This window comes from Streptomyces sp. NPDC097640, from assembly GCF_040302705.1.
Taxonomy (GTDB): domain Bacteria; phylum Actinomycetota; class Actinomycetes; order Streptomycetales; family Streptomycetaceae; genus Streptomyces.
In genome coordinates this window covers 220,726-245,635 of record NZ_JBEOSB010000002.1, presented here as the reverse complement: position 1 = coordinate 245,635, position 24,910 = coordinate 220,726, and the positions used below count along the sequence as shown (strand labels likewise).

The 24,910-nt window shown below is 75.1% G+C and carries 7 protein-coding genes; 6 read left to right on the top strand and 1 reads right to left on the bottom strand.

The window, feature by feature from the left end:
• Positions 1-60 precede the first annotated feature (60 nt).
• Positions 61-2,478 carry a glycoside hydrolase family 44 protein gene (locus ABTY62_RS03295; RefSeq protein WP_352127634.1) on the top strand — a complete coding sequence of 806 codons (2,418 nt, stop codon included), beginning with the start codon at positions 61-63 and terminating at the stop codon, positions 2,476-2,478.
• Positions 2,479-2,542: 64 nt separating this feature from the next.
• Here ABTY62_RS03295 and ABTY62_RS03290 read toward each other — a convergent pair whose 3' ends face one another.
• Positions 2,543-4,072, bottom strand: coding sequence for a glycoside hydrolase family 43 protein (locus ABTY62_RS03290; RefSeq protein WP_352127633.1), 1,530 nt, complete (start codon positions 4,070-4,072; stop codon positions 2,543-2,545).
• 169 nt (positions 4,073-4,241) lie between these two features.
• On the opposite strand from ABTY62_RS03290, the gene ABTY62_RS03285 reads away from it, so the two are divergent.
• From ABTY62_RS03285 to ABTY62_RS03265, 5 genes are read left to right on the top strand one after another with little or no spacing between them, the layout of a single operon-like run.
• The gene (locus tag ABTY62_RS03285; RefSeq protein WP_352127632.1) at positions 4,242-5,978 is read left to right on the top strand and encodes a fatty acyl-AMP ligase; all 1,737 of its coding nucleotides are present in this window, start codon (positions 4,242-4,244) and stop codon (positions 5,976-5,978) included.
• A gap of 3 nt (positions 5,979-5,981) precedes the next feature.
• Positions 5,982-20,627 carry an SDR family NAD(P)-dependent oxidoreductase gene (locus tag ABTY62_RS03280; RefSeq protein WP_352127631.1) on the top strand — a complete coding sequence of 4,882 codons (14,646 nt, stop codon included), beginning with the start codon at positions 5,982-5,984 and terminating at the stop codon, positions 20,625-20,627.
• A 7-nt stretch (positions 20,628-20,634) separates the two neighbouring features.
• On the top strand, positions 20,635-22,950 hold the full coding sequence (locus ABTY62_RS03275) for a thioester reductase domain-containing protein (protein ID WP_352127630.1): 2,316 nt from the start codon (positions 20,635-20,637) through the stop codon (positions 22,948-22,950).
• A complete protein-coding gene (locus tag ABTY62_RS03270) occupies positions 22,947-24,089 on the top strand; it encodes an alpha/beta hydrolase (protein ID WP_352127629.1) in 1,143 nt (380 codons plus the stop codon). Before ABTY62_RS03275 ends, ABTY62_RS03270 begins: the two co-directional genes overlap by 4 nt.
• Before the next feature lie 56 nt (positions 24,090-24,145).
• Positions 24,146-24,907, top strand: coding sequence for an alpha/beta fold hydrolase (locus ABTY62_RS03265; protein WP_352127628.1), 762 nt, complete (start codon positions 24,146-24,148; stop codon positions 24,905-24,907).
• Positions 24,908-24,910 lie beyond the last annotated feature (3 nt).

Below are 24,910 nucleotides of genomic sequence, written 5' to 3'. Positions count from 1 at the left end.
CTGACCATGTGAAAGCCGTGGGAGCGCTCCCACTACCCCGTTCAGAAGGAGATCATGCGCATGACTCCGAGAACCGCGCTGGTGGCCGCGGTGCTGCTGGTGGCCGGCGCCGGTCTGGCCGACCCCGTCCCGGCGAGCGCCTTACCGGACGAGGGGGCGCGGCCCGCCGCCTCCGCCGCCGCGGAAGGCCCCGCGCTCACGGTCGACGCCACCACCGGGCGCCACGCCATCGACCCGCACATCTACGGGATCAACTTCGCCGAGGAGGCGCTGGCCAAGGAGCTGCGACTGCCGGTACGGCGATGGGGCGGAAACGCCACGACCCGCTACAACTACAAGCTCGACGCCTACAACGCGGGCTCCGACTGGTACTTCGAGAATCTGTACTACGAGAACGGCACCGCCCAGCTGCCGGACGGCTCGGAGGCCGACAAGTTCGTCGACCAGAATCGCCGTACCGGCACCGACACCATCCTGACCGTGCCGATGATCGGCTCGACGACGGCGGCCCGCAACGCCGCCTGCGGCTTCAGCATCTCCAAGTACGGGCCCCAGAAGGGCAGCGACGCCCAGTGGCGCCCGGACTGCGGCAACGGTGTGAAGACCGACGACACCAACGTCACCGGAAACGACCCCGCCGACACCAGCGTCGCCGCCGGCCCGGAGTTCACCAAGGGCTGGGTGGAGTACCTGAACCGCGCCTACGGGTCCGCGGACGCCGGCGGGGTGCGCTTCTACGACCTCGACAACGAGCCCGACCTGTGGTTCACCACCCACCGGGATGTGCACCCGGCCGGCACGGGCTATGACGAGATGCGTGACAGCACCTATGCCACCGCCGCCGCGATCAAGGACGCCGACCCCGGCGCGCAGACCCTCGGCCCGGTCGGCTGGGGCCTGAACTCCCTGATCTACTCCGGCCTCGACCAGAAGACCTGCAACGAAAAGGGCGGCGACTGCTGGTCCAACCCCCCGGACCGGGCGGCCCACGGCGGGCAGCAGTTCGCCCCCTGGTACCTCCAGCAGATGAAGGCCTACGAGCAGAGCCACGGCCGCCGCATCCTGGACTACTTCGACAACCACATCTATCCGCAGCAGTCCGGGGTGTCCAGCGGCAACGACGACCCGGCCACCCAGGAGCTGCGGCTGCGCTCCACGCGACAGCTGTGGGACCCCACGTACGTGGACGAGAGCTGGATCAACCAGCCCGTCCAGTACATCCCGCGCATGCGCTCCCTGGTCGACGAGAACTACCCGGGCACCAAGCTCGCCATCACCGAGTACAACTGGGGCGCGCTGGACCACATCGACGGCGCCCTCGCGCAGGCCGATGTGCTCGGCATCTTCGGACGTGAGGACCTTGACCTGGCCACCCTGTGGTCCCCGCCCAAGTCCACCGACCCCGGCGCCTACGCCTTCCGCATGTTCCGGAACTACGACGGCAACGGCGGCTCGTTCGGCGACACCGCGGTCCGGGCGGCCAGCGCCGACCAGGAGAAGCTCTCGGTGTACGCGGCCGAGCGCGACAGCGACCACGCGCTCACCGTGATGGTCGTCAACAAGACCACCGGGGATCTGACCGCCCCGGTGTCCGTGACCGGCCGCACCGGACTGGCCGGCTCCGCGCAGGTCTACCGCTACGGCCAGGACGACGTCACCTCGATCAAGCACCTGGCCGACCAGCCGCTGACCGACGGCGGGTTCACCGCCACCTTCCCCGCGTACTCCATCACCGAGTACGTCCTGCCCGCCGGTTCGTCCGAGGCGCGGCCGCCCACCGCACCCGGCACCCCGACGGCCGGCGCGGTCGGCTCGGACCGGGCCACCCTGTCCTGGGCCGCGTCCACCGCCGGTTCGTCCCCGGTATCGAGCTACCAGGTGTACTCCGGCGACCCCGCGGGCGCCGCCCCGGTCGCCACGGTCGACGCCCCCGCCACGAGCGCCACCGTCACCGGGCTGTCCCCGGCCACCGCCTATACCTTCCGCGTGGTGGCGAAGGACACCGCGGGCCGCAGCTCGCCGCCGTCGGCCCCGGTGCGGCTGACCACCGCCACCGCCCCGGCCGCCACCTGCACGGTCGACTACCGGGTGAGCAACGACTGGGGCTCCGGCTTCACCTCGTCCGTCACGATCACCAACAAGGGCCCCGCCCTGAACGGCTGGCAGCTGGGCTTCTCCTTCACCGGCGGCCAGAAGGTCGCCCAGGGCTGGAACGGCACCTGGAGCCAGAGCGGCACCCAGGTCACCGTCAAGGACGCCGGCTGGAACGCCGCGCTGGCCACCGGCGCCTCCACCACCATCGGCTTCAACGGCACCTACACGGGCACCAACCCGGCGCCGCGCGACTACACCCTGAACGGCAAGTCCTGCACCGTCCCCGGCACCGCGGCCGCCGCGCATATCGCGGCCCCGACCGGGCACGCGCCCGGCGCGAACGCCGTGCGCGGGCACACCGTACGCGGGCACACGACCCGCTGAACCACCCCCGGTGAGCCGTGTTCCGGGGCCCGTGGACACCCGTCCGCGGGCCCCGGGCGCCGCGTCAGTGGGGGTCGGCGGCGGTCGGCCGGTAGTCGAACCAGTCGAAGGCGGCGCTGCCTTCGGTGACATACATGCCGATCACCCGCCCGGTGAAACCGCCGCACACCTCGGTCGACAGATAGCGGCCGTCGAGTTCGGCCAGCCGCACGGGTTCGGGCCGGTCGAGCCAGAAGGCGATCGCGTCCGGTCCGCCCGGACGCACGCCGAGCGGTTCGCCCGCCGCGTCCCCGGCGGAGGTGACGGAGGGGGCCGGTATGTCGCCGGTGCGGACCTCGACGGCCAGGGTGAGCGGGCCCGGCGCCACCGGGTGCCGCGCCACGCACTGGCGCAGCGGGCCGATCCGGGCGATCACGCTCACCTCTCCCCCGCCGACCTCCAGGTCGTAGTGGTGCGCCTCGTCCAGGCGCACCGAGAGTCCGGCGCGGGCCCGGCCGGGGTCCAGGCGCACCGTCACCCGGCAGTCCGGGTGCTGCTGGCGGCGCCCGATGAAGGTGTGGCCCGGGCGGTCGAGGGTGGCCCCCGTCGCGGTCAGCGTCAGCCACCCCGGCCGGTCGCGCAGGGACCAGGAAGCGGCGGGGCGGCCGCGCGGGGAGATCCAGCGGGGCGCGAGCGCCGGGCCGTCGAAGTCGTCCCGGGGCGGCTCGGGGTCGAGCGGCCGCCAGGCGGCCGGGGCGGGGTGGCGTTCCCGTACGGGCCCGGCCTCGGGCCAGCCGTCCACCCATCGCACGGGGGTCAGAAACGTCTCCCGGCCCAGGACGTGGTAGGCCGGGAAGAAGCCACGGGGGCGGGTGGCGAGCAGCAGCATCCACCAGGTGCCGTCGGGCGCGGACACCAGGTCGGCGTGGCCGGTGCTCTGGATCGGCAGGTCGGTGCTGCGGTGGGAGAGGATCGGGTTGGCCGGGGCGGCCTCGTAGGGGCCGCGCGGCGAGCGGGCGCGGGCGATCGAGACCGAGTGGCCGCGCTCGGTGCCGCCCTCGGCGAGCATGAGGTACCACCAGTCGCCGACGCGGTACAGGTGCGGGGCCTCGGGGTGCTGGAGGCCCGTCCCGGACCACACCGGCCAGGGGCCCTCCAGCACGGTGCCGGACACGGGGTCGATACGGGCCACTTGGACGCCGGAGACGGCGCACCAGCACGAGCCGTCCTCGTCCCAGGCGAGGTCGGGGTCGATGCCCGGCAGATCGATCCAGACCGGGTCCGACCACGGCCCCTCGGGCCGCTCGGCGGTCACGAGGAAGTGTCCTCGGCCGCTGACATTGGTGGTGATCATGTAGAAGCGGCCGTCGTGGTGGCGGATGGTCGGCGCGTAGATCCCGCCGGAGGCCGGTGTCCCGTCCGGCAGCTCCAGCTGTCCCGGCCGGTCCAGGACGTTGCCGATCTGCCGCCAGTGCACCAGGTCCCGGCTGTGGAAGAGGGGCACGCCCGGGAAGTACTCGAAGCTCGAGCACACCAGGTAGTAGTCCTCGCCCACTCGGCACACGCTGGGGTCGGGGTGAAAGCCGCCGATCACCGGGTTGTCGTACATCCGCATGCGAAGCGCTCCTTCGGGAGGTCGAGAGCGGGGGGGCGGCCACGCGGCAGGTGATGTCCCACCGTAACCCCGGCGGGCGCCGGGGTTACGGTCCTCCGTCCTCGGACCCGCGTCCACTCCGTGGGACTGCCCCCTTTTGTCCCGGTCTCCCGGCCCTACTCTGAGCCGCATGTCTGACTCGCTGGTCAACGTGATGCTCACTCAGGAGGAGCGGCAGCCCGACCGCATCGCCTATCGCTACCTGGCCACCGGGAACTGTGACGGAGAGATCCAGGAACTGTCGTACGGGCGGCTGGGCCGGCGCTCCCGGGCCATCGGCGGCCTGCTTCAGGAGCGCGGCCTCGCGGGCTCCCGGGCCCTGCTGCTGTACCCGCCCGGCGTCGAGTTCATCTGCGGCTACCTGGGATGCCTCGCGGCGGGGGTCATCGCGGTGCCGGGCGTGCCCCCGCAGGGGCGGTCGCAGAACCACCGGGCCCTGACCCGGATGAAACGCCTGATCGCCGACGCGGACGTCAAGGTGATCCTGGGCGGCCGGCAGGTCATGGCGGCCCTGGACGGCATGGAGGAACACCTTCCCCAGCTGGCCGACATCGCCCGCGTCGTCACCGAGGACCTACCCGAGGAGGCGGAGAACACCTGGCGCGCACCCGACATCGGCCCGGATTCGGTCGCGTTTCTCCAGTACACGTCCGGCTCGACCTCGGCTCCGCGTGGCGTGACCGTGACGCACGGCAACCTGATGGACAACCAGCGGGTGCTCACACACGGATTCGGGCACTCCCCCGACGCGCTCGCGGAACATGACGGGGATCTCTTCGTCAGCTGGCTGCCGGTGTACCACGACATGGGACTCATCGCTCCCGTGCTCAACACCCTCTACCTGGGCGGGACATCCACCCTCTTCTCCCCGCTGCACTTCCTCCAGCGGCCCGAGCGCTGGCTGACCGCCATCTCCCGGTTCCGCCCGCACACGAGCGGGGCGCCCAACTTCGCGTACGAGCTGTGTCTGCGGCACGCCACGCCCGAGCTCCTGGACGGCCTCGATCTGCGCCCGTGGCGGGTGGCGTTCAACGGCGCCGAGCCGGTGCGGGCCGCCACGCTGCGGCGGTTCTCCGACACCTTCGCCCCGGCGGGCTTCCGGCGTGCGGCCTTCCTGCCGTGCTACGGGCTCGCGGAGGCGACGCTGATGGTGAGCGGCAGCGCCGTGGACGCGCCGCCGACGCTGATCGGCAGGGCCGGCCCCGGGGCGCGGACCGAGCCCGAGCCCGTGGACGCGGAGCTGGTGAGCTGCGGCCGGCCCGGTCCCGGCATGACCCTGGTGATCGTCGACGGTGAACGCCAGGAGGAGTGCCCCGAAGGCGAGGTCGGCGAGATCTGGATCGCCGGCGCGAGCGTCGCCCGGGGCTACTGGCGCAACGCCCTGGCGACCCGCGAGGTGTTCCGGGCGTCCCTGAAGGACGGCAGGAGCGGTTTCCTCAGGACGGGCGACCTGGGATTCCTGCGGGATGGGGAGCTGTTCGTCACCGGCCGGCTCAAGGACCTGCTGGTGATCGACGGACGCAACCACTACCCCCAGGACCTGGAGCTCTCGGCCGAGCTGTGCCACCCCGCGCTCCGGCCCGGCTGCACCGCCGCGTTCTCCGTCGAGGACGGGGCGCTGGGCGAGCAGCCGGTCGTCGTCGCGGAGGCGGCGCCGGAGGCCGCGCCCGAGTTCGACACGATCACCGCCCTGATCCGCAGCACCATCGGCGAGGCCCACGGCCTGTCGGTGCGGGATGTCGTCCTGGTCAGCCCCGGCACCATCCCCAAGACGTCCAGCGGCAAGATCCAGCGCCGCGCCTCCCGGGCGGCATATCTCGAAGGGACGCTCGCCGTGGTCGGCTCCTCCAACGGCCCCACGGAATAGCCCATGTCCGCGAGGAACTTCACCGCCGCCTCCCCCGAGGCCGTCCGGGCGTGGCTGACACAGGCCGTCGCAGACCGCACCGGGCTCGACCCGCTGCGGGTCGAGGCCGACCGGCCGATCGCCGAATTAGGCCTGGGCTCGCGCGATCTGGTGGCTCTGGCCGTGGGCCTGTCCGAGCGGATCGGCCGTGAGCTGGACCCCTCCCTGCTCTACGACCACCCCACCATCTCCTCGATCGCCGAAGCCCTGTCGGCCCGCAAGAGCCGCGTGTCCGTGGCCCGTCCGCCCCGGGTGCCGGGGGCGCCGGACGACATCGCGATCATCTCGATGGCCTGCCGCTTCCCCGGGGGCGCGGACGACCCGGAGGGGCTGTGGCGGCTCCTGGACTCGGGCAAGGACGCCATCCGCGAGGTCCCGGCGGGCCGTTGGGACACCCGGGGGCTCTACGACCCGGATCCGGAGGCCACCGGCACGGCGTACACCCTGCGGGGCGGGTTCCTCACCGACATCGACCGCTTCGACGCCGCGTTCTTCGGGATCGCGCCGCGCGAGGCGGCCGCGATGGACCCCCAGCAGCGGCTGCTGCTCCAGACCTGCTGGGAGGCGGTCGAGCGGGCCGGGATGGTCCCCAAAAAGCTGGGCGGCAGTTCCACCGGCGTCTATCTCGGCCTGTACGACAGCGGGTATCTGGCCTCGGCCGGTCTCGGGCAGTTGGACGGGCACGTCGGCACGGGCGCGGCGGCGAGCGTCGCCTCCGGCCGGCTCGCCTACGCGCTGGATCTGCGGGGCCCGGCCGTGACGGTCGACACCGCCTGCTCCTCCTCGCTCGTCGCCCTGCACCTGGCCGCGCGCGCCCTGGCGGGCGGCGAGTGCGACCTGGCCCTGGCGGGCGGCGTCACGCTGATGGTCACCCCGCGCGGCCACGTCGAGTTCAGCCGGCTCCGCGGGCTGTCGCCCACCGGGCGGTGCCGGCCGTTCTCGGCCGACGCGGACGGCGTGGTGTGGGCCGAGGGCTGCGGCCTGGTGGTGCTCAAGCGGCTGGCCGACGCGCGGCGGGACGGCGACCGGGTGCTCGCGGTCGTCAAGGGCTCCGCGATCAACCAGGACGGCCGCAGCCAGGGCCTGAGCGCCCCCAGCGGCCCGGCGCAGGAGCGGGTCGTACGCGCCGCCCTGGACGCCGCCTGCCTCGAACCGCACGACGTGGACTATGTGGAGGCGCACGGCACCGGCACCCTGCTCGGCGACCCCATCGAGGGCCGCGCCCTCGCCGCCGTCTTCGGGCCGGGCCGCCCCGCCGGCCGGCCGCTGGGCGTGGGGTCGCTGAAGTCGAACATCGGCCACGCGCAGGCCGCGGCGGGGATCGGCGGGGTCATCAAGACGGTGCTGGCGCTGCGGCACGAGCGGCTTCCGGCGTCGCTGCACGCCGGGACGCCGACCGAGCGGGTCGACTGGGCGGGCGGCGGCCTGGAGGTGTACGGCCGGGTGCGCGCGTGGCCGCGCGGCGAGCGGGTGCGCCGCGCCGGGGTGAGCGCCTTCGGGATCAGCGGCACCAACGCGCATGTGGTGATCGAGGAGGCGCCGGAAGACCTGGCTCCGCCGCCGCGGTCCGCCGGTGACGAGCGGCCGGAGGCGACGCTGTTCCCGCTGTCGGCCCGCGCTCTGCCCGCCCTGCGCGGACAGGCCGGCCGGCTCCTGGACGCCCTGACCGCCGAACCGGCCCCGCCCCTGCCGGCCGTCGCCGCGACGCTGGCGCATCGCCGTACGCACTTCGAGCGGCGCGCCGTGGTCGTGGCGCGCCACCGCGACGAGTTGCTGAGCGGGCTGCGCGGGCTGGCCGCCGGGCGGCCCGGCGAGGAACTGGTCGTGGGGCCGTCGGAGCCGCTGCCACCGGGGAAGCTGGCCTTCGTGTTTCCCGGCCAGGGCGCGCAGTGGGCCGGGATGGCCCGTGATCTGCTGGCCGGCTCCCCGCTGTTCGCGGACGAGCTCGACCGCTGCGAAGCGGCCCTGCGCCCGCACACCGGCTGGTCGGTCGCGGCCGTGCTGCGCGGCGACGCGGACGCGCCGCCCCTGGAGCGGGTCGACGTCGTCCAGCCGGTGCTGTTCGCCGTCATGGTGGCCCTCGCGGCGGTGTGGCGGGCCCGCGGGGTGCGGCCGGACGCCGTGGTGGGGCACAGCCAGGGCGAGGTCGCCGCGGCCTGTGTCGCCGGGGCGCTCGGTCTGCACGACGCGGCGGCCGTGGTGGCGCTGCGCAGCAGGGCCCTGACGGGCGTGGTGGGGAGCGGTGCCATGGCCGTGGTGGCCCTGCCGTCCGCGGAGGTCGAGGCCCGCCTCGCGGAGCTGGGCGGGGCGGTGTCCGTGGCGGCCGTCAACAGCGGCCGGTCGACGGTGGTGGCCGGGGAGGTGGCGCCGCTGGAGTCCCTGCTGGCCGGCCTGGAGCGGGAGCGGGTGTTCACCCGGCGGCTGGACGTCGACTACGCGTCGCACAGCCCGCGGGTCGAGCCCGTGCGCGAGGCGATCCTGGGCGACCTCGACGGCATCGTCACGTATCCGGCGTCCGTCGCGTGGTATTCGACGGTGTTCGGCGAGCCGGTCGGCGAGGAGCTGGAGGCCGACTACTGGTACCGCAATCTGCGCGAGCCGGTGCGCTTCGCCGCCACCGTGGAGCGCATGGCGGCCGACGGATACCGCTACTTCGTCGAGCTCAGCCCGCATCCGTCCCTGATCACCGCCCTGCGGACGGTCGCCGAGGACACCGGCCACGAGCTGGTCGCCGTCGGTTCCCTGCGGCGCGACGAGGACGGGCCCGGCTGCCTGGACCGGGCGGCGGCCGAACTGCATGTCCACGGGCGGGAGATCAACTGGTCGCGCCTGGTCGCCGACGGAGCGTGGGCCGAGCTGCCGACGTACGCGTGGGACCGGCAGCGGCACTGGACCGAGCCCGAGAGCTCGGCCGGAGCGTCGGGCCTGCTCCCCCGCGCCGGGCATCCGCTGCTCGGGGTCCAGCTGCGGTCGCCGGACGCGACGCGCTGGACGTTCCGGGGCGAGTGGTCCCGCGCCACGGCCGAGTGGCTGCCCGACCACGCGGTGTTCGGGCAGGTGGTGGTCTCGGGGACGACCGTGGCGGAGCTGTGCCGGGCGGCGCTCGCGGTGGCCCGCCCCGACCGGCAGGACGACGTCGCCGACCTGCTGCTGCTCGCGCCCCTGACGCTGCCCGCCGCCGGCACGGTGGAGGTGTCCGTCGAGGTCGTCGCGGCGGACGCGCGGGCCGTGCCCGAGGTCCTGGTGCACAGCCGGCCGCGCGGGCGGGAATCCGAGTCCCCGGAGTGGACGCTGCACGCCACCGCGTCGGCCGGCGAGCCCGCCACCGGCGCCGCCGGCCCGCCACCGGTATGGCCGGAGGCTTCGGAGCCGTGCTGGGGACCGGACACGTATGCGCGGCTGGCGGAGGCGGGCCTCGGCTACGGTCCGGCGTTCCAGGGTGTCCGGTCGGCGGTGCGCGTCGGCGAGGGCGAGGTGCTGGCCCGGCTTTCGCTGCCGCCACGGGCTCGCGACGTGGCGGACCCGTATCCGGTCCATCCCGCCCTGCTGGATGCCGCGTTGCACGTGGCCGCCGCGTTCGACACCTCCGGCCGGGTGCTGCTGCCGGTCGCCGTCGACCGGTGTGCCCTGCCGCCGGGCGGTGCGGACGACCTCACCGCGTCCGTGCGGCGCACCGGCGGCGCGGGGACGGATGTCACGCTGGATGTGACGCTGTGGGACCCCGACGGCCTTCCGGCGGGGCGCCTGGAGGGCGTGCGGCTGCGCGCCGCCGACCCGGCGGATCTGCGGGGCGCCTCCGAGAGCGCCCGGCATCTGTACGAGGTGGCGTGGACGGCCGTGGCCACCGAGGCCGGGCCGACGGACAGCACACCGCCACCGGGCGACGGCTGGACCCTGCTCGGCGACCCTTCGGACGAGCGGGTGGCGGCGGCCCTGAGGAGTCTCGGCCCGGCGGGAACCGGGGTGCGTACGGCCGACGCGGTGGACACCGTGCCGGAGGACACCGACACGCTGGTCAGGTTCTGGCCGCTTCCCGGTTCCGAGTCGGAACCCGCTCTGTACGCCGAGGAGTTGGCGGCCGTCGGACTCGCCGAACTGCGGGCCCTCCTCGCCCTGCCGCGCGACCGGGCGCCGTCACGGGTCGTCTGGGTGACGCACGGCGCGGTCGCGGCCGACGGCGACGACACGGTGCCGGGCCTCGCCCAGTCCGTGCTGTGGGGCCTGGCCCGCGGCGCGCGCACCGAACACCCGGAACTCGGGCTGAGCCTGGTCGACCTCGAAGGACCCGGCCCCTGGCCCGCCCTGCCCGCCGCCCTAGTGGACCCCGAGCCGGAAATCGCGGTCCGCGGCGGCAGGTTGCACGCGCCGCGGCTCGTACGCGCCCGCGCCGGTGACGACCTCAGGGTCCCGGCCGACGACTGCTACGAGCTGGCCGGACCCCCGGATGCGGCGCCTCTCGGCGACCGGTCGGACCTTGAGCTGCGCGCCGTGCCCCGGCCGGAGCTGCCGCCCGGCCGGGTGCGGATCGAGATGCGGGCGGGCGCGGTGCCCGGCGCCCGGGGCGCGCTGTCCGAGTGCGCCGGTGTGATCACAGAGGTCGGCGCGGGCGTGGACGGGCTGTCGCCGGGCGAGCGGGTCCTCGCCCTGGCCGATACGGCGCTGGGCTCCCAGGTGGTGGCCGAGGCTCGGCTGGTCGCAGTGATCCCGGACGAGCTGCCGTTCACCGTCGCGGCGTCCCTCCCCCTCGCGTACGCCACCGCCCATCACGCCCTGTGCGATCTCGCCGCCGTCCGGCCGGGCGAGCGGGTGCGCGTCGCGCCGGGCACGGGGGCGCCCGGCGTGGCGGCGGCCCGGCTCGCGGAGGCGCTCGGGGCCCGGCTCGTCCGGGACGCCGCAGAGCCGGCGGATGTGCTGCTGGTGGCGGCCGAGGGCGAAGGGCACCCCGGGGCCGCGCCGGGCGGCAGGGCGGTCGTCCTCGGCTCGTCCGACAACGACCGCTTCGACAACGACCCTTCCGACGACGGCCTTCGCGAACGGCTCGGCGAGGCCCTGCGAGCGGTCGTGGCGCTGATCGGCTCCGGCCGCCTCCGCCCGCCGCCGCCCCAGGTGCTGCCCGTCACCGCGGCACGCGAGGCCGCGCGCCGGCGGGCCGCGGGCCGGGCCCCGGTCGTCCTGGAGCTGGGCGGCCGCGCCACGGTGGTGCCCACCGACGGCACGGTGCTGGTCACCGGCGGTCTTGGCGCGGTGGGTGGGCGTATCGCGCGGTGGCTGGCCGAGAGCGGCGTCCCGCGGCTGCTGCTGACGTCCCGTCGGGGCCCCGTCGACCCGCGCCGCGCCGAGGTCACGGCGGAGCTGTCCGCACTCGGCGCCGAGGTCGAGGTGGTGGCGTGCGACGTGGCGGACGGGGCGGCCCTCGCCGAACTGCTCGGCCGCATCGGCCGCGAGCTGCCGCTGCGCGGCGTCGTGCACTGCGCGGGCACGCTGGCCGACGGGGTGCTCGCCGAGCAGACGCCCGAGCGGCTCGCGGAGGTGCTGCGCCCCAAGGTGGCGGGGGCGGCCAACCTCCACCGGCTCACCACCGGCACACCGCTCGCCCTGTTCCTGCTGGTGTCCTCGGCCGCCGGGGTGGTGGGGAACGCCGGGCAGAGCAACTACGCGGCCGCCAACGTCTACCTCGACCAACTGGCCCACCACCGGCGGGCATCGGACCTGCCCGGCCTATCGGTCTCCTTCGGGGCCTGGTCGGGGGGCGGACTCGCCGCCGAACACGCCGACCTGGAGCGCATGGCCCGGTCCGGCTACCGCGCCCTGACCCCCGATCAGGCCTGTGAGCTGGTCGAGCTCTCCCTGTCGCGCCGGGCCCCGCATCTGGTCGCCTGGGCCCTGGACCGGTCGCGGCTGCGTGACACCTTCGCCCGTGACGGCGGCCCGGCCGCGCTGTGGCGCACGCTGCTGCCCGCGCCACGGGCCGACCGTGACGGCGCCGCCTTGGCGGACCGGCTCGCCCGGCTCCCGGAGGCCGAGCGCGCCGAACGGGTGCTGTCCCTGGTCCGCGAGGAGGCGTCCCGGGTCCTGGGGCTGCGCTCGCCGGACGCCATCCGCCCCGGCCGGCCGCTGCGCGAGCTGGGCCTGGACTCGCTCATGGCCGTCGAGCTGCGCAACCGGATCGGGGCCCGGCTCGGCGCCCGGCTGACGGCCACCGTGCTGTTCGACCACCCGACGACGGCCCGGCTCGCGGCACATCTGCTGGACACCGTGGTCGCGTCGGGCACGCCTGCCGCCAGGCGGCCCGCGACCGGCGCCCCGCGGGCGCGCGGCGCGGCCGACGAACCGGTGGCCGTGGTGTCCATGGCCTGCCGGCTGCCGGGCGGCGTGGCCGACCCCGAGGCGCTGTGGGAGCTGCTCGCCGACGGCCGCGACGCGGTCGGGCCGTTTCCGGCGGACCGATGGGACGTCGGGTCGCTGTACGACCCCGACCCCGATGCCCCGGGCAAGACCTACGCCAGGGAGGGCGGGTTCCTCCGGGACATCGACGCCTTCGACGCGGGGTTCTTCGAGATCACCCCGCGCGAGGCCGCCGCGATGGATCCGCAGCAGCGGCTGCTGCTGGAGACGGCGTGGGAGGCGCTGGAGCGCGCCGGGATCGTGCCGGCCGAGCTCGCGGGCAGCACCACCGGTGTGTACGTCGGCATGTTCGGCAGCGACTATCTGGCCGGCTCCCGGCTCGACCAGCTGGACGGCTATGTCGGCACCGGCTCCGCGCTCAGTGTGGCCTCGGGCCGGCTGGCCTACGCCCTGGGGTTGCAGGGCCCGGCCCTGACCGTGGACACCGCGTGTTCCTCCTCGCTCGCCGCGGTGCACCTGGCCGCCCAGGCGCTGCGCTCCGGCGAGTGCGACCTGGCGCTGACCGGCGGTGTGACGCTGATGGTGACACCGCAGACGTTCGTGGAGTTCAGCCGGTTGCGGGGGCTGTCCCCGACCGGCCGCTGCCGGTCGTTCTCCGACGAGGCCGACGGCGCGGTCTGGGCCGAGGGCGCGGGGATGGTCGTACTCAAGCGGCTGGGCGACGCGCTTCGCGACGGCGACGAGCTGCTCGCCGTGTTGCGGGGCACCGCGGTCAACCAGGACGGTCGCAGTCAGGGGCTCGCGGCGCCGAACGGCCCGGCCCAGGAGCGGGTCGTCCGCCGGGCCCTGGAGCTGTCCGGCCTCGCGCCCGCGGACATCGACTACGTGGAGGCGCACGGCACGGGCACCACGCTGGGCGACCCGATCGAGGCGGGGGCCCTGTCGGAGGTGTTCGGCGCCTCCCGGCCACAGGGCCGCCCGCTGTATCTGGGCTCGCTGAAGTCGAATCTCGGTCATCTACAGGCGGCTTCGGGCATCGCCGGTCTGGTCAAGGTGGTGCTCTCGCTGCGCCACCAGACGCTGCCGCGCACCCTGCACACCGCCCGGCCCAGCCGCCATGTGGACTGGGACAGCAGCGGGCTGCGGCTGCTGCGGGAGCCGGTGGCCTGGCCGTCGGGCGCGCGGCCGCGGCGGGCGGGGGTCAGCGCGTTCGGGATCAGCGGCACCAACGTCCACGTGGTCGTGGAGGAGGCGCCACCTCAGGCCCCACCTCCGAACCCGGTTCGGGCCCAGCCCAAGGGGGCCGAAGCGGCCCCGGGGCGGCGGCTGTTCGTGGTGTCCGCGCGCAGCGACACCGCCCTGCGCGGCCAGGCCGCCCGGTTCGCCGGACACCTGGCCGCCCTCCCCGCCGACGGACCCGCCCTGCCGGACATCGGCTATACGCTGGCCCGCCACCGTAGCCACTTCGAGCGGCGCGCGGCGGTCGAGGCCGGCGACCGGGCCGAGCTGCTGGCCGGTCTCGACGCCGTGGCGAGGGGGGAGGCTCGGCCCGGTGTGTCGCTGTCGCCGCCCGGGGCCGCGCCCGCGGGCAAGGTGGCGTTCGTCTTCCCCGGGCACGGCGGGCAGTGGCCGGGCATGGGCGTCGAGCTGATGGCGGGCTCGGAGGCGTTCCGGGAGGAGCTGGCCCGCTGCGACGAGGCGATCGCCCGACACACCGGCTGGTCGGTGGGCGCGGTGCTGCGCGGCGAGGCGGGCGCGCCCGGTATGGAGGAGACGGATGTCCTCCAGCCGGTGCTGTTCGCGTTCAACGCCGCGCTGGCCGCCGCCTGGCGCTCCCTGGGGGTCGTCCCCGACGCGGTGGTCGGCCACAGCCTGGGCGAGCTCGCCGCCGCGTACGGCGCGGGCGCCCTCGCCCTCGACGACGCCGCGGCCGTGGTGACCCGGCGGGCCCGTGCCGTGGTGCCGCTGGCGGGCCGGGGCGGGCTGCTGTCCGTGGAGCTGCCGCGCGCGGAGGTCGAGCGGCTGCTCGCCTCGTATCCGGACCGGCTGTTCGTGGCGGCGGTCAACAGCGGGCGGTCCACCACCGTCTCCGGCGACCTCGACGCGCTGGCCGGGCTGCGACGGCGGCTCGACGCGGAGGGGGTGCCCGCGCGCCGGCTGTCGGCGGCGTTCGCCTCCCACAGCCCGCTGATGGAGCCGCTGCGCGAGGAGCTGCTCGGTGCGCTGGCCGGTGTCCGGGGGGTACGGACGCCCACCCCGCTGTACTCGACGGTGCTGGCGGAACCAGTCGCCGGTGAGCGGCTGGACGCCGACTACTGGTACGCGAATCTGCGGGAGCCGGTCCGGTTCGCCGACACGGTGCGGCACATGCTGGACGACGGCTGTCGGTACTTCGTGGAGCTGAGCCCGCATCCGTCGCTCGGCGCTTCGATCGAGTCGGTGGCCGCCGAGGCCGGGATCGACGCGGTGAGCGTCGGCTCGCTGCGACGCGACGAGGCGGGCCCGGACGGGCTGCTGCGCGGGCTGGGGCGGCTGTACGGCGCGGGGCACACGCCCGACTGGTCCGTCCTGTTCTCGGCGGGCCGCCGCACCGACCTGCCCACCTATGCCTTCGCCCGGGAGCGCCACTGGCTGTCGGCCGCTCCCGCGACGGCCGCGGGGCCGGGCACCTCGCCGCTGATCGGCACGCATGTGGAGGCCAGCGACGAACCGGACAGGCACATTTTCCAGACCGACCTCGACCTGCGGGACAGCCGGTTCGGCTATCTGTCCGACCACCGGGTCGCCGGGGAGGTGTGGCTGCCCGCGGCCGCGTTCCTGGAGATGGCGCTCGCGGCGGCATCGGCGCTCGACGAGGGCGGACGGCCGCGGCTGTCCGAGGTCGAGTTCGAGGCGCCGCTGCGACTGGAGGCGGAGGCGCCCGTACGGCTTCAGCTGGTCCTGCGGCCCGAGGAGCACGGCGTCCGGGACTTCGCCATCGCCTCGACGTCCCTCCGCGGGCAACGCCCGGAGTGGGTGCGGCACGTCCGCGGGCGTGTCGCCCGCGCCGAGGCCGAGCCGTGCCCCGGGCCCGGCGGCGGTCCTGAAGTCCTCTCCGAGCTGCGGGAGTTGTGCGCCGAGGCGGTCGACATGGCCGAAGTCCACGCCGGTCTTGCCGCCCTGGGCATCGACTACGGCCCGGCCTTCCGGGGCCTGGAGGAGGGCCATCGCTCGGCCGGCGCGGCGCTCGGCCGGCTGGCCGAGGTGCCCGCCGCCGGGCATCTGCTGCACCCCGCCGTCCTCGACGCCGCCTTCCGGACGGCCGCCCTGCCGGGCGACGCCCCCGCGGGCCGGGCATTCGTACCCGCCGGGGTCGGGCGGCTGCGGTTCACGGGGCGGCGTACCGCACCGGCCTGGGCGACCTGCTCGCTGCGCGCCGTGGACGGGGACACCGCCACCCTGGATCTGCGGGTCTGGGACGCGGAGGAACAACTCGTCCTGGACATCGAGGGGTTCCGGCTGGCCGCGCTGGCCGCGCTGTCTCCGCTTGACGGCTCGCTCTTCGAGACGCGGTGGCTGCCCAGGCCCGCCGCGCGCGAGGCGCCCGCCCAGGGCGGCTGGCTGATCCTGTCCGACGAGTCGGGCGTGGGGGCAGCGCTCAGCGGCCTGCTCGGACCGGTGCCGCACGTGGTGGCCCGCAGGGGCGACACGTTCGCGGCCGAGGCGCCCGGGCGCTACCGGCTCGATCCGCTGAACCCGCAGCACTTGGCGCGCCTGCTGGCGGAGGCGTTCCCCGAGGGGCCGCCGGAGCGGGTGGTCCAGCTGTCCGCCCTGGACGCCCCGGTGATCGACTCGGCCGAGGCGGCCGCCCGGGCCGCCCGGCTGTGCTGCCTGTCCACCGCACACCTGGTGCGCGCGCTCGCCGACCGCCCTCGCGGCCGGGCCCCGCGCCTGTTCCTGGTCGTACGGGGCGCCCAGGCCGCCGGGGACAGCGCGGAGGTGACGCACCCGCAGCAGGCGCTCGGCTGGGGCTTCGGCCTCGCGGTGGCCCAGGAGTACCCGGAGCTGGCCACCACGCTGATCGACCTGCCGTCCGACGGCGGTCCCGACGCCCTGTGGACACAGCTGCGGCACGCCGACGACGAGCGCCTGGTCGCGCTGCGCGGCACGGGCCGCCTGGTGCCGCGCCTCGTCCGCACCCGCCCGGACGACGCCGGGCGCGGCGAGCCCCGCCCCGACGGCGCGTATCTGGTCACCGGTGGTCTCGGCGGCCTCGGCCGGGTCGTCGCCGAGCGCCTGGTGCGGCGCGGTGCGCGCCGGCTGGCGCTGGTGAGCCGGGGAGCACCCACCGCGGAGGCGGCACGCTGGATCGAGGACCTGCGAGGGCGCGGCGTGACGGTCCGCCACGCCCGGGCGGACGTCGCCGACCGGGAGGGCCTGGCCGCCGCGCTGGACGGGCTGCGGCGCGAACTCGGCCCGCTCACCGGCGTCGTCCACACCGCCGGCGTGCTGGACGACGCCACGGTGCCCCATCTGACGGAGGAGCGGGTGCTGCGGGTCCTCGCCCCCAAGGTGCTGGGCACGGCCCTGCTCACCGAGCTGGTGCCCGAGGCGGAGCGCCTGGTGCTGTTCTCGTCGGCTGCGGGCCTGCTCGGCTCGGCGGGACAGAGCCCGTACTGCGCGGCGAACGCCTTCCTCGACGCCTGGGCGCACCATCTCGCCCGCGCCGGCCGGCCGGCGCTCAGCCTCGACTGGGGCGCCTGGACAGGGGTCGGGCTGGTGGCCGGGTCGGACATCCGGGCCGCGTCGGTGAGCCGGTCGGGGCTGGTGGGCCTCTCCCCGCAGGAGGGAGGCGAGCTGTTCGAGCGGCTGCTGCCCACGGCGCGCCGCCAACTCGCCCCGCTCGCCCTGGACCGGGAGGCACTCGCGCTCGACCCGGACACCGTACGGTCGCGGCCGTTGCTGTCCGACCTGGTGCCCGCCCCGGCCGCGGCGCCGGGCGCGGGCGGACTGGTCGCCCGGGTGCTCGCGGCCACGACGGCGCGGGAGCGGACGGACCGTCTGGAGGCCTATGTACGGGCCAGGGTCGGCGAGGTGGCCGGCGGCGGGGTCGCGGACGCCGCCCCCACGACGGCCCTGAAGGAGCTGGGGCTCGACTCCTTGATGATCGTCCGGCTGCGCAACGCCTTCGCCCGTGAACTCGGTGTCGAACTGCCCGCCTCGGCGGTGTTCTCGGCGGCCGACATCCGCGGCCTCGCACAGGACCTGGGCGCGGCGCTGGCGGAGCGGGACACCTCCACCGGGCCCGTCCCGAGTGGGCCGCCGGTGGCCGATTCCGCAGCCGATGTGCCCGAGGTCGATCTGCGGCCCGCGACCCGTGACGTGGTGCGGCTGTTGCGCAGCGCCCGCCGGGACACCCCCGGTGCCGCACACGCCATCGGCCTCGCGGTCCGGCTCGCCGCGCCCACCACCCGGGAGCGGTTGACCGACATCCTGGCCCGGCTGGCCGCGCGGCACGCGGCGCTGCGCACGGCGATCCTCACGGGCACCGGGGAGGGCACGCGGCTGCGGGTCGCGCGAGAGCCCGCGGGGCCCCTGCTGCGCTGGTCGGAGCTCGGCGGCGGCACGGACGAGGACGCCGCGGTGGGCAGGCGGCTGCGGGAGCTGCTGGAGCCGCCGTTCGACCTGGCGGCCGCGCCGCTGTGGCGGTTCGAGCTGCTCGACCGCGGCGACCGGGGCCAGGTCCTGGTGTTCGGCGCGCACCACGCGGTGAGCGACCTTCAGTCGCTGCTGCTCGTGGCGGCCGAGATCTGCCGCGAGCTGTCCGGCGCCCCGCTGGGCGACGCCGTCTCCAACCGCGACATCGACCTGCTGCTCCAGGCGCAGGAGGCACGGCCCACTGACCGCGCCGACGAGGCGGCGGCCGACTGGCGCGAGGCGTTCACCGGCAGCGCCCGGCTCGATCTGACGCTCGCGCGGCCGCGCCCGTCGGTGCGCTCCTTCCGGGCGGGCAGCGTGACCCTGCCGATCCCCGACGGGCTCATGGAGCGGGTGTCCTCCGAGGCGAGCCGGCTCGCGATCACCCCCGCGGCCTTCTGCCTGGGCACCCTGACCGTGCTGCTCGCCCGCGAACGGCAACGGGACCGGTTTGTGCTCGCCGTCCCGGTGGACACCCGTGTCCACGTCGACGCGTACGACGCGGTGGGCTTCTTCGGGGTGCCGGTGCCCGTACCGGCCCAGGCCGCGCCCGGCGAGACGATCCACGAGGTGCTGCGCCGCACCGACGGCCGCCTGGACCGGGTCCTGACGAAGGGCGCCATGTTCTCCGACGCCCTGGCGGCGCTGGCCGCGCAGGGGCTGTTCCGGGAGAACGCGCCGATGGTGGAGGTGTACTTCAACTACGTACGGTCCTCGGCGGCGCGCCTGGACGGCCTGGAGGTCCTTCCGGCCGGAACCGGGTACTCCGACCTGGACCTGATGGTCACGATGACGCCGGACGCCGGACGGCTGCGGCTGGACCACAGCCTGGACATCATGGACGAGGCGAGCTGCGCCGCGCTCGGCGAGGGCTTCCTGCGGCTGCTCGCCGAAGTGGCCGACGACCCCACGGCGCAGGCCCGCCCGGCGGCCGACTCCCCCGCGGCCGGCTCCCCCGCGGTCGACTCCCCCGCCACGCCTTCGCGCACCACGGCCCCGCGCCCCTCGCTCGCCCTCGCGGCCACCTTCGCCCTCGGCAACCTGCCGCTGCTGTGCGAAGCGGCGCTGGCCGACGACCCGTCTGAGGCGGGCGGTGGTGTGACGGTCGTGGAGGCGCCGTATCACCACGTCCTGGCGGGCCTGCGGGATCCCTCCGGGGTCTTCGCCGACCCCTCGACGGCGCTCGGAGTGGTGCTGCTGAGGGCCGTCGACCTGGAGCGGTTCGGGGCGGTCGGCGACGCCCTGCTCGCCGAGTTGCGCGCGGAGTACCCGGCCGCGCTGCGGGCCCTGGCCGAGCGGACCCGCAAGCCGTTGGTCGTCGGGTTCCTGCCCTCCTCGTACGGCGACGAGCGCCTGGCGCGGTGGGAGCGCGAACTGGCGGCCGAGCTGGCGGAGCTGCCCGGTGTCGCGGTGCTGCGCCCCGACGACTGGACCCGGCACCACGCCGTCGAGGACCGGTTCGACGACCGCACCGACAAGCTGGCGCACCTGCCGTTCACCCCGCCGTTCCAGGCCGCCGTGGCCCTCACCCTGGCCGAGGTGGTGCGGGCCGTGCGCCGCACGCCGCCGAAGGTGATCGCGGTGGACGGCGACGAGACGCTGTGGAGCGGGGTGGCCGGGGAGATCGGCCCGGACGGCGTGGACCTCGGCGGCCCCCGTGCGCTGCTGGCCCGCCGGCTGCTCCAGTGGCGGGCCGCCGGGGCGCTGCTGGCCCTGGTCAGCAACAACGACGAGGCCACGGTGCGGGCGGTGCTCGACCGCCCGGACAGCCTGCTGCGGGCGGAGCACTTCAGCGTGGTCTCCGCCGCGTGGGGCCGCAAGGCGGAGCGCCTGGAGGCGGCGGCGCGCACCCTCAACCTGGGCCTCGACAGCTTCCTGTTCCTCGACGACAACCCGGTCGAGATCGCCGCCATGCGGTCGGCGCTGCCCGAGGTGCTGTCCGTGACCTGCCCGGCGGCCGGGGAGCTGGAGCCCTTCCTGGCCCGGCTGTGGCCGCTGGTCCCGGCCGCGGGCACGGCGGAGGACTCGCTGCGCGCCGAGTTCTACCGCCATGAGCGGGCCCGTGACGCGATCCGCGAGCGGGCCGGGTTCGAGGAGTTTCTCGCCCAGCTGGATCTGGAGGTCGACATCCGGCCGCTGTCCGGGCGGGACGTCGAGCGCGCCGAGCAACTCGTACGCCGCACCAACCAGTTCACCCTGTGCGCCCGGTCGGCCGACGGCGGCGATCTGGAGCGGTGGCGCCGGCAGGGCGAGGTGTGGACGGCCGCGGCCCGCGACCGGTTCGGGGACTACGGGCAGATCGGGCTGCTCGCGGTCTGCCGGGACGGCGACCGGCTCGACGTCCTGGCCTGGCTGCTCAGCTGCCGTGCGCTGGGCCGCGGGGTGGAGGAGCGGCTCCTGGGGTGGCTGGCCGACCGCGCCGACGCGCTGGGCTGCGCCACGGTACGTCTGACGGCGGAGCGGACACCGCGCAACGCACCCGTCCGACGGCTGCTCGCCGCGCTGGGCCGCGGTGCGCCGGACGACACACACCTGGCAGTCGTGACGACTCCGGAGCGTCTGCGGGCGTTCCGGTCCTGGGAGCAGTGAGGGCGACATGAGTGACGAGGGACGGCGGCCGGCCGGCGAGTCGATCGAACGGGGTGGCGGCGGGCTCAGCGTGGCCGAACTGCTGGCCCGGGCCCTGCCCGGGGCCGCACCGGCACCGGTCTCGGCGTCCGCGCCGCCCGGCGACGGGGACGCGGACACGAACACCGCCGCGAACACCGGCGTGGACACGGACGTGGACCGGCTGGCGGGGGCCATCGCCGCCGTGGCCGCCCGTTTTCTGCCCGACGGCCGGATGGGGCCCGACACCGACTTCTTCGACGCCGGGGGCACCTCCGTCGACGCGGTGGAGCTGGTGGCCGCGCTGGCCCGGGAGTCGGGCGTGGAGCTCGCCCTGGACGATGTGTTCGCCGACGCCCGGCCGCGCCGTCTCGCCGAGCGCCATCTGTCGGCCACCGGATCCCCGGCCCCGGGCCCGACGGCCCCCAGCCCCGCGGCCACCGCCGTACCCGCGACCCGGACCGTGTCCGTGGGCGCCGCCGACGAGGATCTCGAGCTGGTCCTGGCCGACCTCGCCCGCGCCGACGGCCTGCCGTGGACGGGGCCGCCGGAGTCCGCCGCGCCCCGCCGGATCCTGCTGACCGGGGCCACCGGCTTCCTCGGCGGCCATATGCTCCTCGACCTGCTGCGGTACAGCGACGCCCACGTCTACTGCCTGGTGCGCGCGGCCGACGAGGACGAGGCCGCCCAGCGGCTCGGCACCGCGCTGGCCGGCTTCTCCCTCCCGTGGTCCTCGGAGATCCGCAGGCGGGTCACCGTCCTGCCGGGCGACCTCCGCCGACCGCGCCTCGGCCTGCCGGAGGACCGCTGGAGCGCGCTGGCCGAGGAGTTGGACTCCGTGGTCGGCGTGGCGGCGGCGGTGGACTTTCTGCGCGGCTACCCGTCGCTGCGGCAGAGCAATGTGGCGGGGCCGCTGACGCTGGCGGAGCTGGCGGCGACCGGGCGGCCCAAGCCGCTGCACCACATCTCGTCGATCGCGGTGTTCAACCAGGTCGGCATCGCCTCCATGGGCGAGGACGACCCGCTCGCCCGCATCGACCGCCTGGTCGCGGGCTACGACAAGTCCAAGTGGGTGGCCGAGACCGCGCTGCGGCGCGCCCGTGACCACGGCCTGGTGGTCACCGTGATGCGCCCCGGGGGCATCGGCGGACACACCAGGACGGGCGCGTACAACGCCCAGGACCTCAGCAGCGGGCTGATCTCGGCGTTCGGCCGGTTCCGTACCGTGCCCGCCTTCCGCTATCTCAACGCCGCCCCGGTGGACTGGGTGAGCCGGGTGGCGGCGGCCGTCATCTGCGAGCCCGCCGCCTGGGGCTACAACTACAACCTGACGGGCGTCCCGAACACCCTGGACGACGTGGTGCGGGACATGGGGTTCGGCGGCATGAACGTCACGGTGCAGGAGTGGGACGAGTGGCGGGCCGACGCCCTGGCCCGGCTGGAGGCCGAGCCGGTCCCCGGGCTGGACTTCCTGACCCGGGTGCTGCGCAGCCCGGCCGCCCTGAAGCTGTGCGAGGCGACGCTGAAGGGGCCCGAGGCCACCGGCGAGCGCACCGACGCGTTCGTCGCCGCGCACGGCCTGCCGGCCGCGGCCCGGTACGACACCCAGGCGCAGCTGAAGACGTTCGAGCGGCTGGCCGGGGACGGTCTCGGCAGGCTGCCGGACCGTCAGGACCCGCCGTATCTGTGGTTCCCCGAGACGATCGAGGGCACTCTGGGCCCGGTCGGCGGGCCGGCGCACAGCGAGTGCACGCTGTCGCTGACCCTGTCGATCGCGAGCATGTACCAGCTGGTGCGGGAGCGCCGGGTCGATGTGCGCGGAGAGCTGTCCTGCGCGCTGCTGCACCCCGATCCGGTCGTGGTGGAGCGGGGCGATCTGTGGGTCCGCCCGCAGGAGGGGATACCCCTGCGCCACGGCCTGCGTCATCAACTGCTGCTCTACCGGCTGCGGTTGCGTGACGCGGACGGCGGGCGGTGGTGGCTGGAGGGCCGGAAGTTCGCCCGCGCGCGGCGCGATGTGTGGCGGCAGACGCGTGCGCTGACCGTCGAGATCGGCCGCGAGGACGAGCCCGCGAGCCTGGCGGGCGAGGTCGTGGTGCCCGCGGACAGCTATGTGCGCGACCAGATCGACGGCATCCGGGTCGATCCGCGCCTCTCCGGCCAGGAGAAGCGGGTGGCCAAGCTGACCTGGCTGGCCTGGTTCGGCCGGGAGATGGGCCGTGGCCTGCTCGGCCCGTTCGCCCGGGTGGGGGCGGACCTGCTCGACCTTCGCCGGAACCCGACACTGACGGAGCGCGACCGATGACCCCGCTGACCTCGAGGACCCCGCAGACCCCGCGATCCCCGCGAACCCCGGTTTCCCTGCGGCCGCTGTACGCCCGGCTCGACGGGGCGACCGTCGAGGAGTTCCCCTTCCGGGTCAAGGACGGCACCCTGCTCGGCCTGACCAGGGTGACCACCGGCTCATCCCCCGGCCAGGGGCACCGGCCCGCGGTGCTGCTGCTGCACGGCCACACCGCGTCCTCCGACATGTTTCTGCTGCCGGAGACGCGCAACCTGGTCGAGGTCCTGCTGGACGAGGGCTATGAGCCGTGGCTGCTGGACTGGCGGGGCAGCTGCCGGCTCCCCTACAACGAGACCGGTCGCCGCTACACCTACGACGACGTCGCCGTGTACGACATCCCCGAGGCGGTGGCGCAGGTCCGGCAGCGGATCGGCGACCGGCCGCTGTTCGTCGTGGCCCACTGCATCGGCGCGCTCTCGCTGTCGATGAGCATGGCGGCGGGCCTGGTGCCGGGGCTCGCCGGGGTGGTGGCGCACGGGGTGTTCCTGACGCCGAAGCTGGCGGGCCGGACGTCCCTGCGGATGACGCTGGCCGCCGAGTTGCTGAAGTCACGTGTCGACCACATTCCCGTGGACTTCCGCAAGGTGGGCTTCTGGTCGCGGTACACCCCGCTGTTCGCCCTGGCCTCGCGGAAGGCGAGCTGCCCGGACCCGACCTGCCAGATTCTGCACAACTCGGCCTGGGGCACGGGCGCCTCGCTGTTCGTGCACGACCATCTGTCCGCCACCACGCACAACCGGCTGGCGGAGCTGCTCGGCCCCGCGCCGCTGTGGATCCTGCCGCATCTGCGCCGGATCGAGCTGGCGCGCAGCATGGTGCGCTGGCACCACGGGGACGGCCGCTACCGGGCGCTGCCGGAGAACGCCCTGGACCAGGCCGGCCGTATCGACTGCCCCGTCCTGCTGCTCTCCGGCAGCGAGAACGGGCTGTGGCTGGACTCCCAGAAGCTCTGCCACGAGGTGCTCGCCGCCCGGCAGCCGCGGCTGGATGTGGCGTACGCCGAGGTCCCCGGCTACGGTCACCTCGACATGTTCATCGGCCGGGGCGCCGCCCTCGATGTGTTCGGGCACATCCTCGACTTCCTGGGCGGGCGCCGGTAGTCGGCCGGTGGTGAACGTTCCGTACCGCACGCGCCACAGCCCGGAGGTCGTGACCCATGCCGCAGCTCGAAGTCGATGGCGCCAGACTGACGTTCGACGACGAGGGTCGCCGCGACGGTGTGCCGCTGGTGTTCATCCACGGCTGGACGGCGAATCGGCACCGCTGGGACCACCAGATGGCGCACTTCGCCCCGCACCGGCGGGTGATCCGCCTGGATCTGCGCGGGCACGGCGAGAGCGACGGAGTGCCGCGCACCATCGCCGAGCTGGCCGGCGATGTGCGCGCCCTGCTCGACCGGCTGGAGGTCGACCGCTTCGTCCCGGTCGGCCACTCCATGGGCGGCATGATCGCCCAGACGCTGGCGCTGGACCACCCGGGCCGGATCGAGCGCATGGTGCTGGTGAGCTCGATCAGCCGGATGGTGTACAGCCGCGGCCGCGGTCTGCTGATGGCGGCTTCGACGCTGCTGCCGTTCCGTGTCTTCGTCACGGCCAACATCCAGCGGGCCTTCGGCCCCGGCCATCCGCGCGAGGAGGTGCGGCAATACGCCCGCGCCTCCGCGACCACGCCGCGCGAGGTGGTCATGACCTGCTACGACGCGATGCGGGCCTTCGATGTGCTCGACCGGGTCGGTGAGATCCGGACGCCCACCCTGCTGCTGCACGGCTATCACGACATCCAGCTGCCGGTGTCACAGATGCTGCGGATGGCCAAGGGCTACCCGGACGCGGTGGTACGGATCCTCGACGCGGGGCACGAGCTGCCGCTGGAGACCCCCGCCGCGGTCAGCTCGGCCGTCGAGTCGTTCCTGGAGTGACCC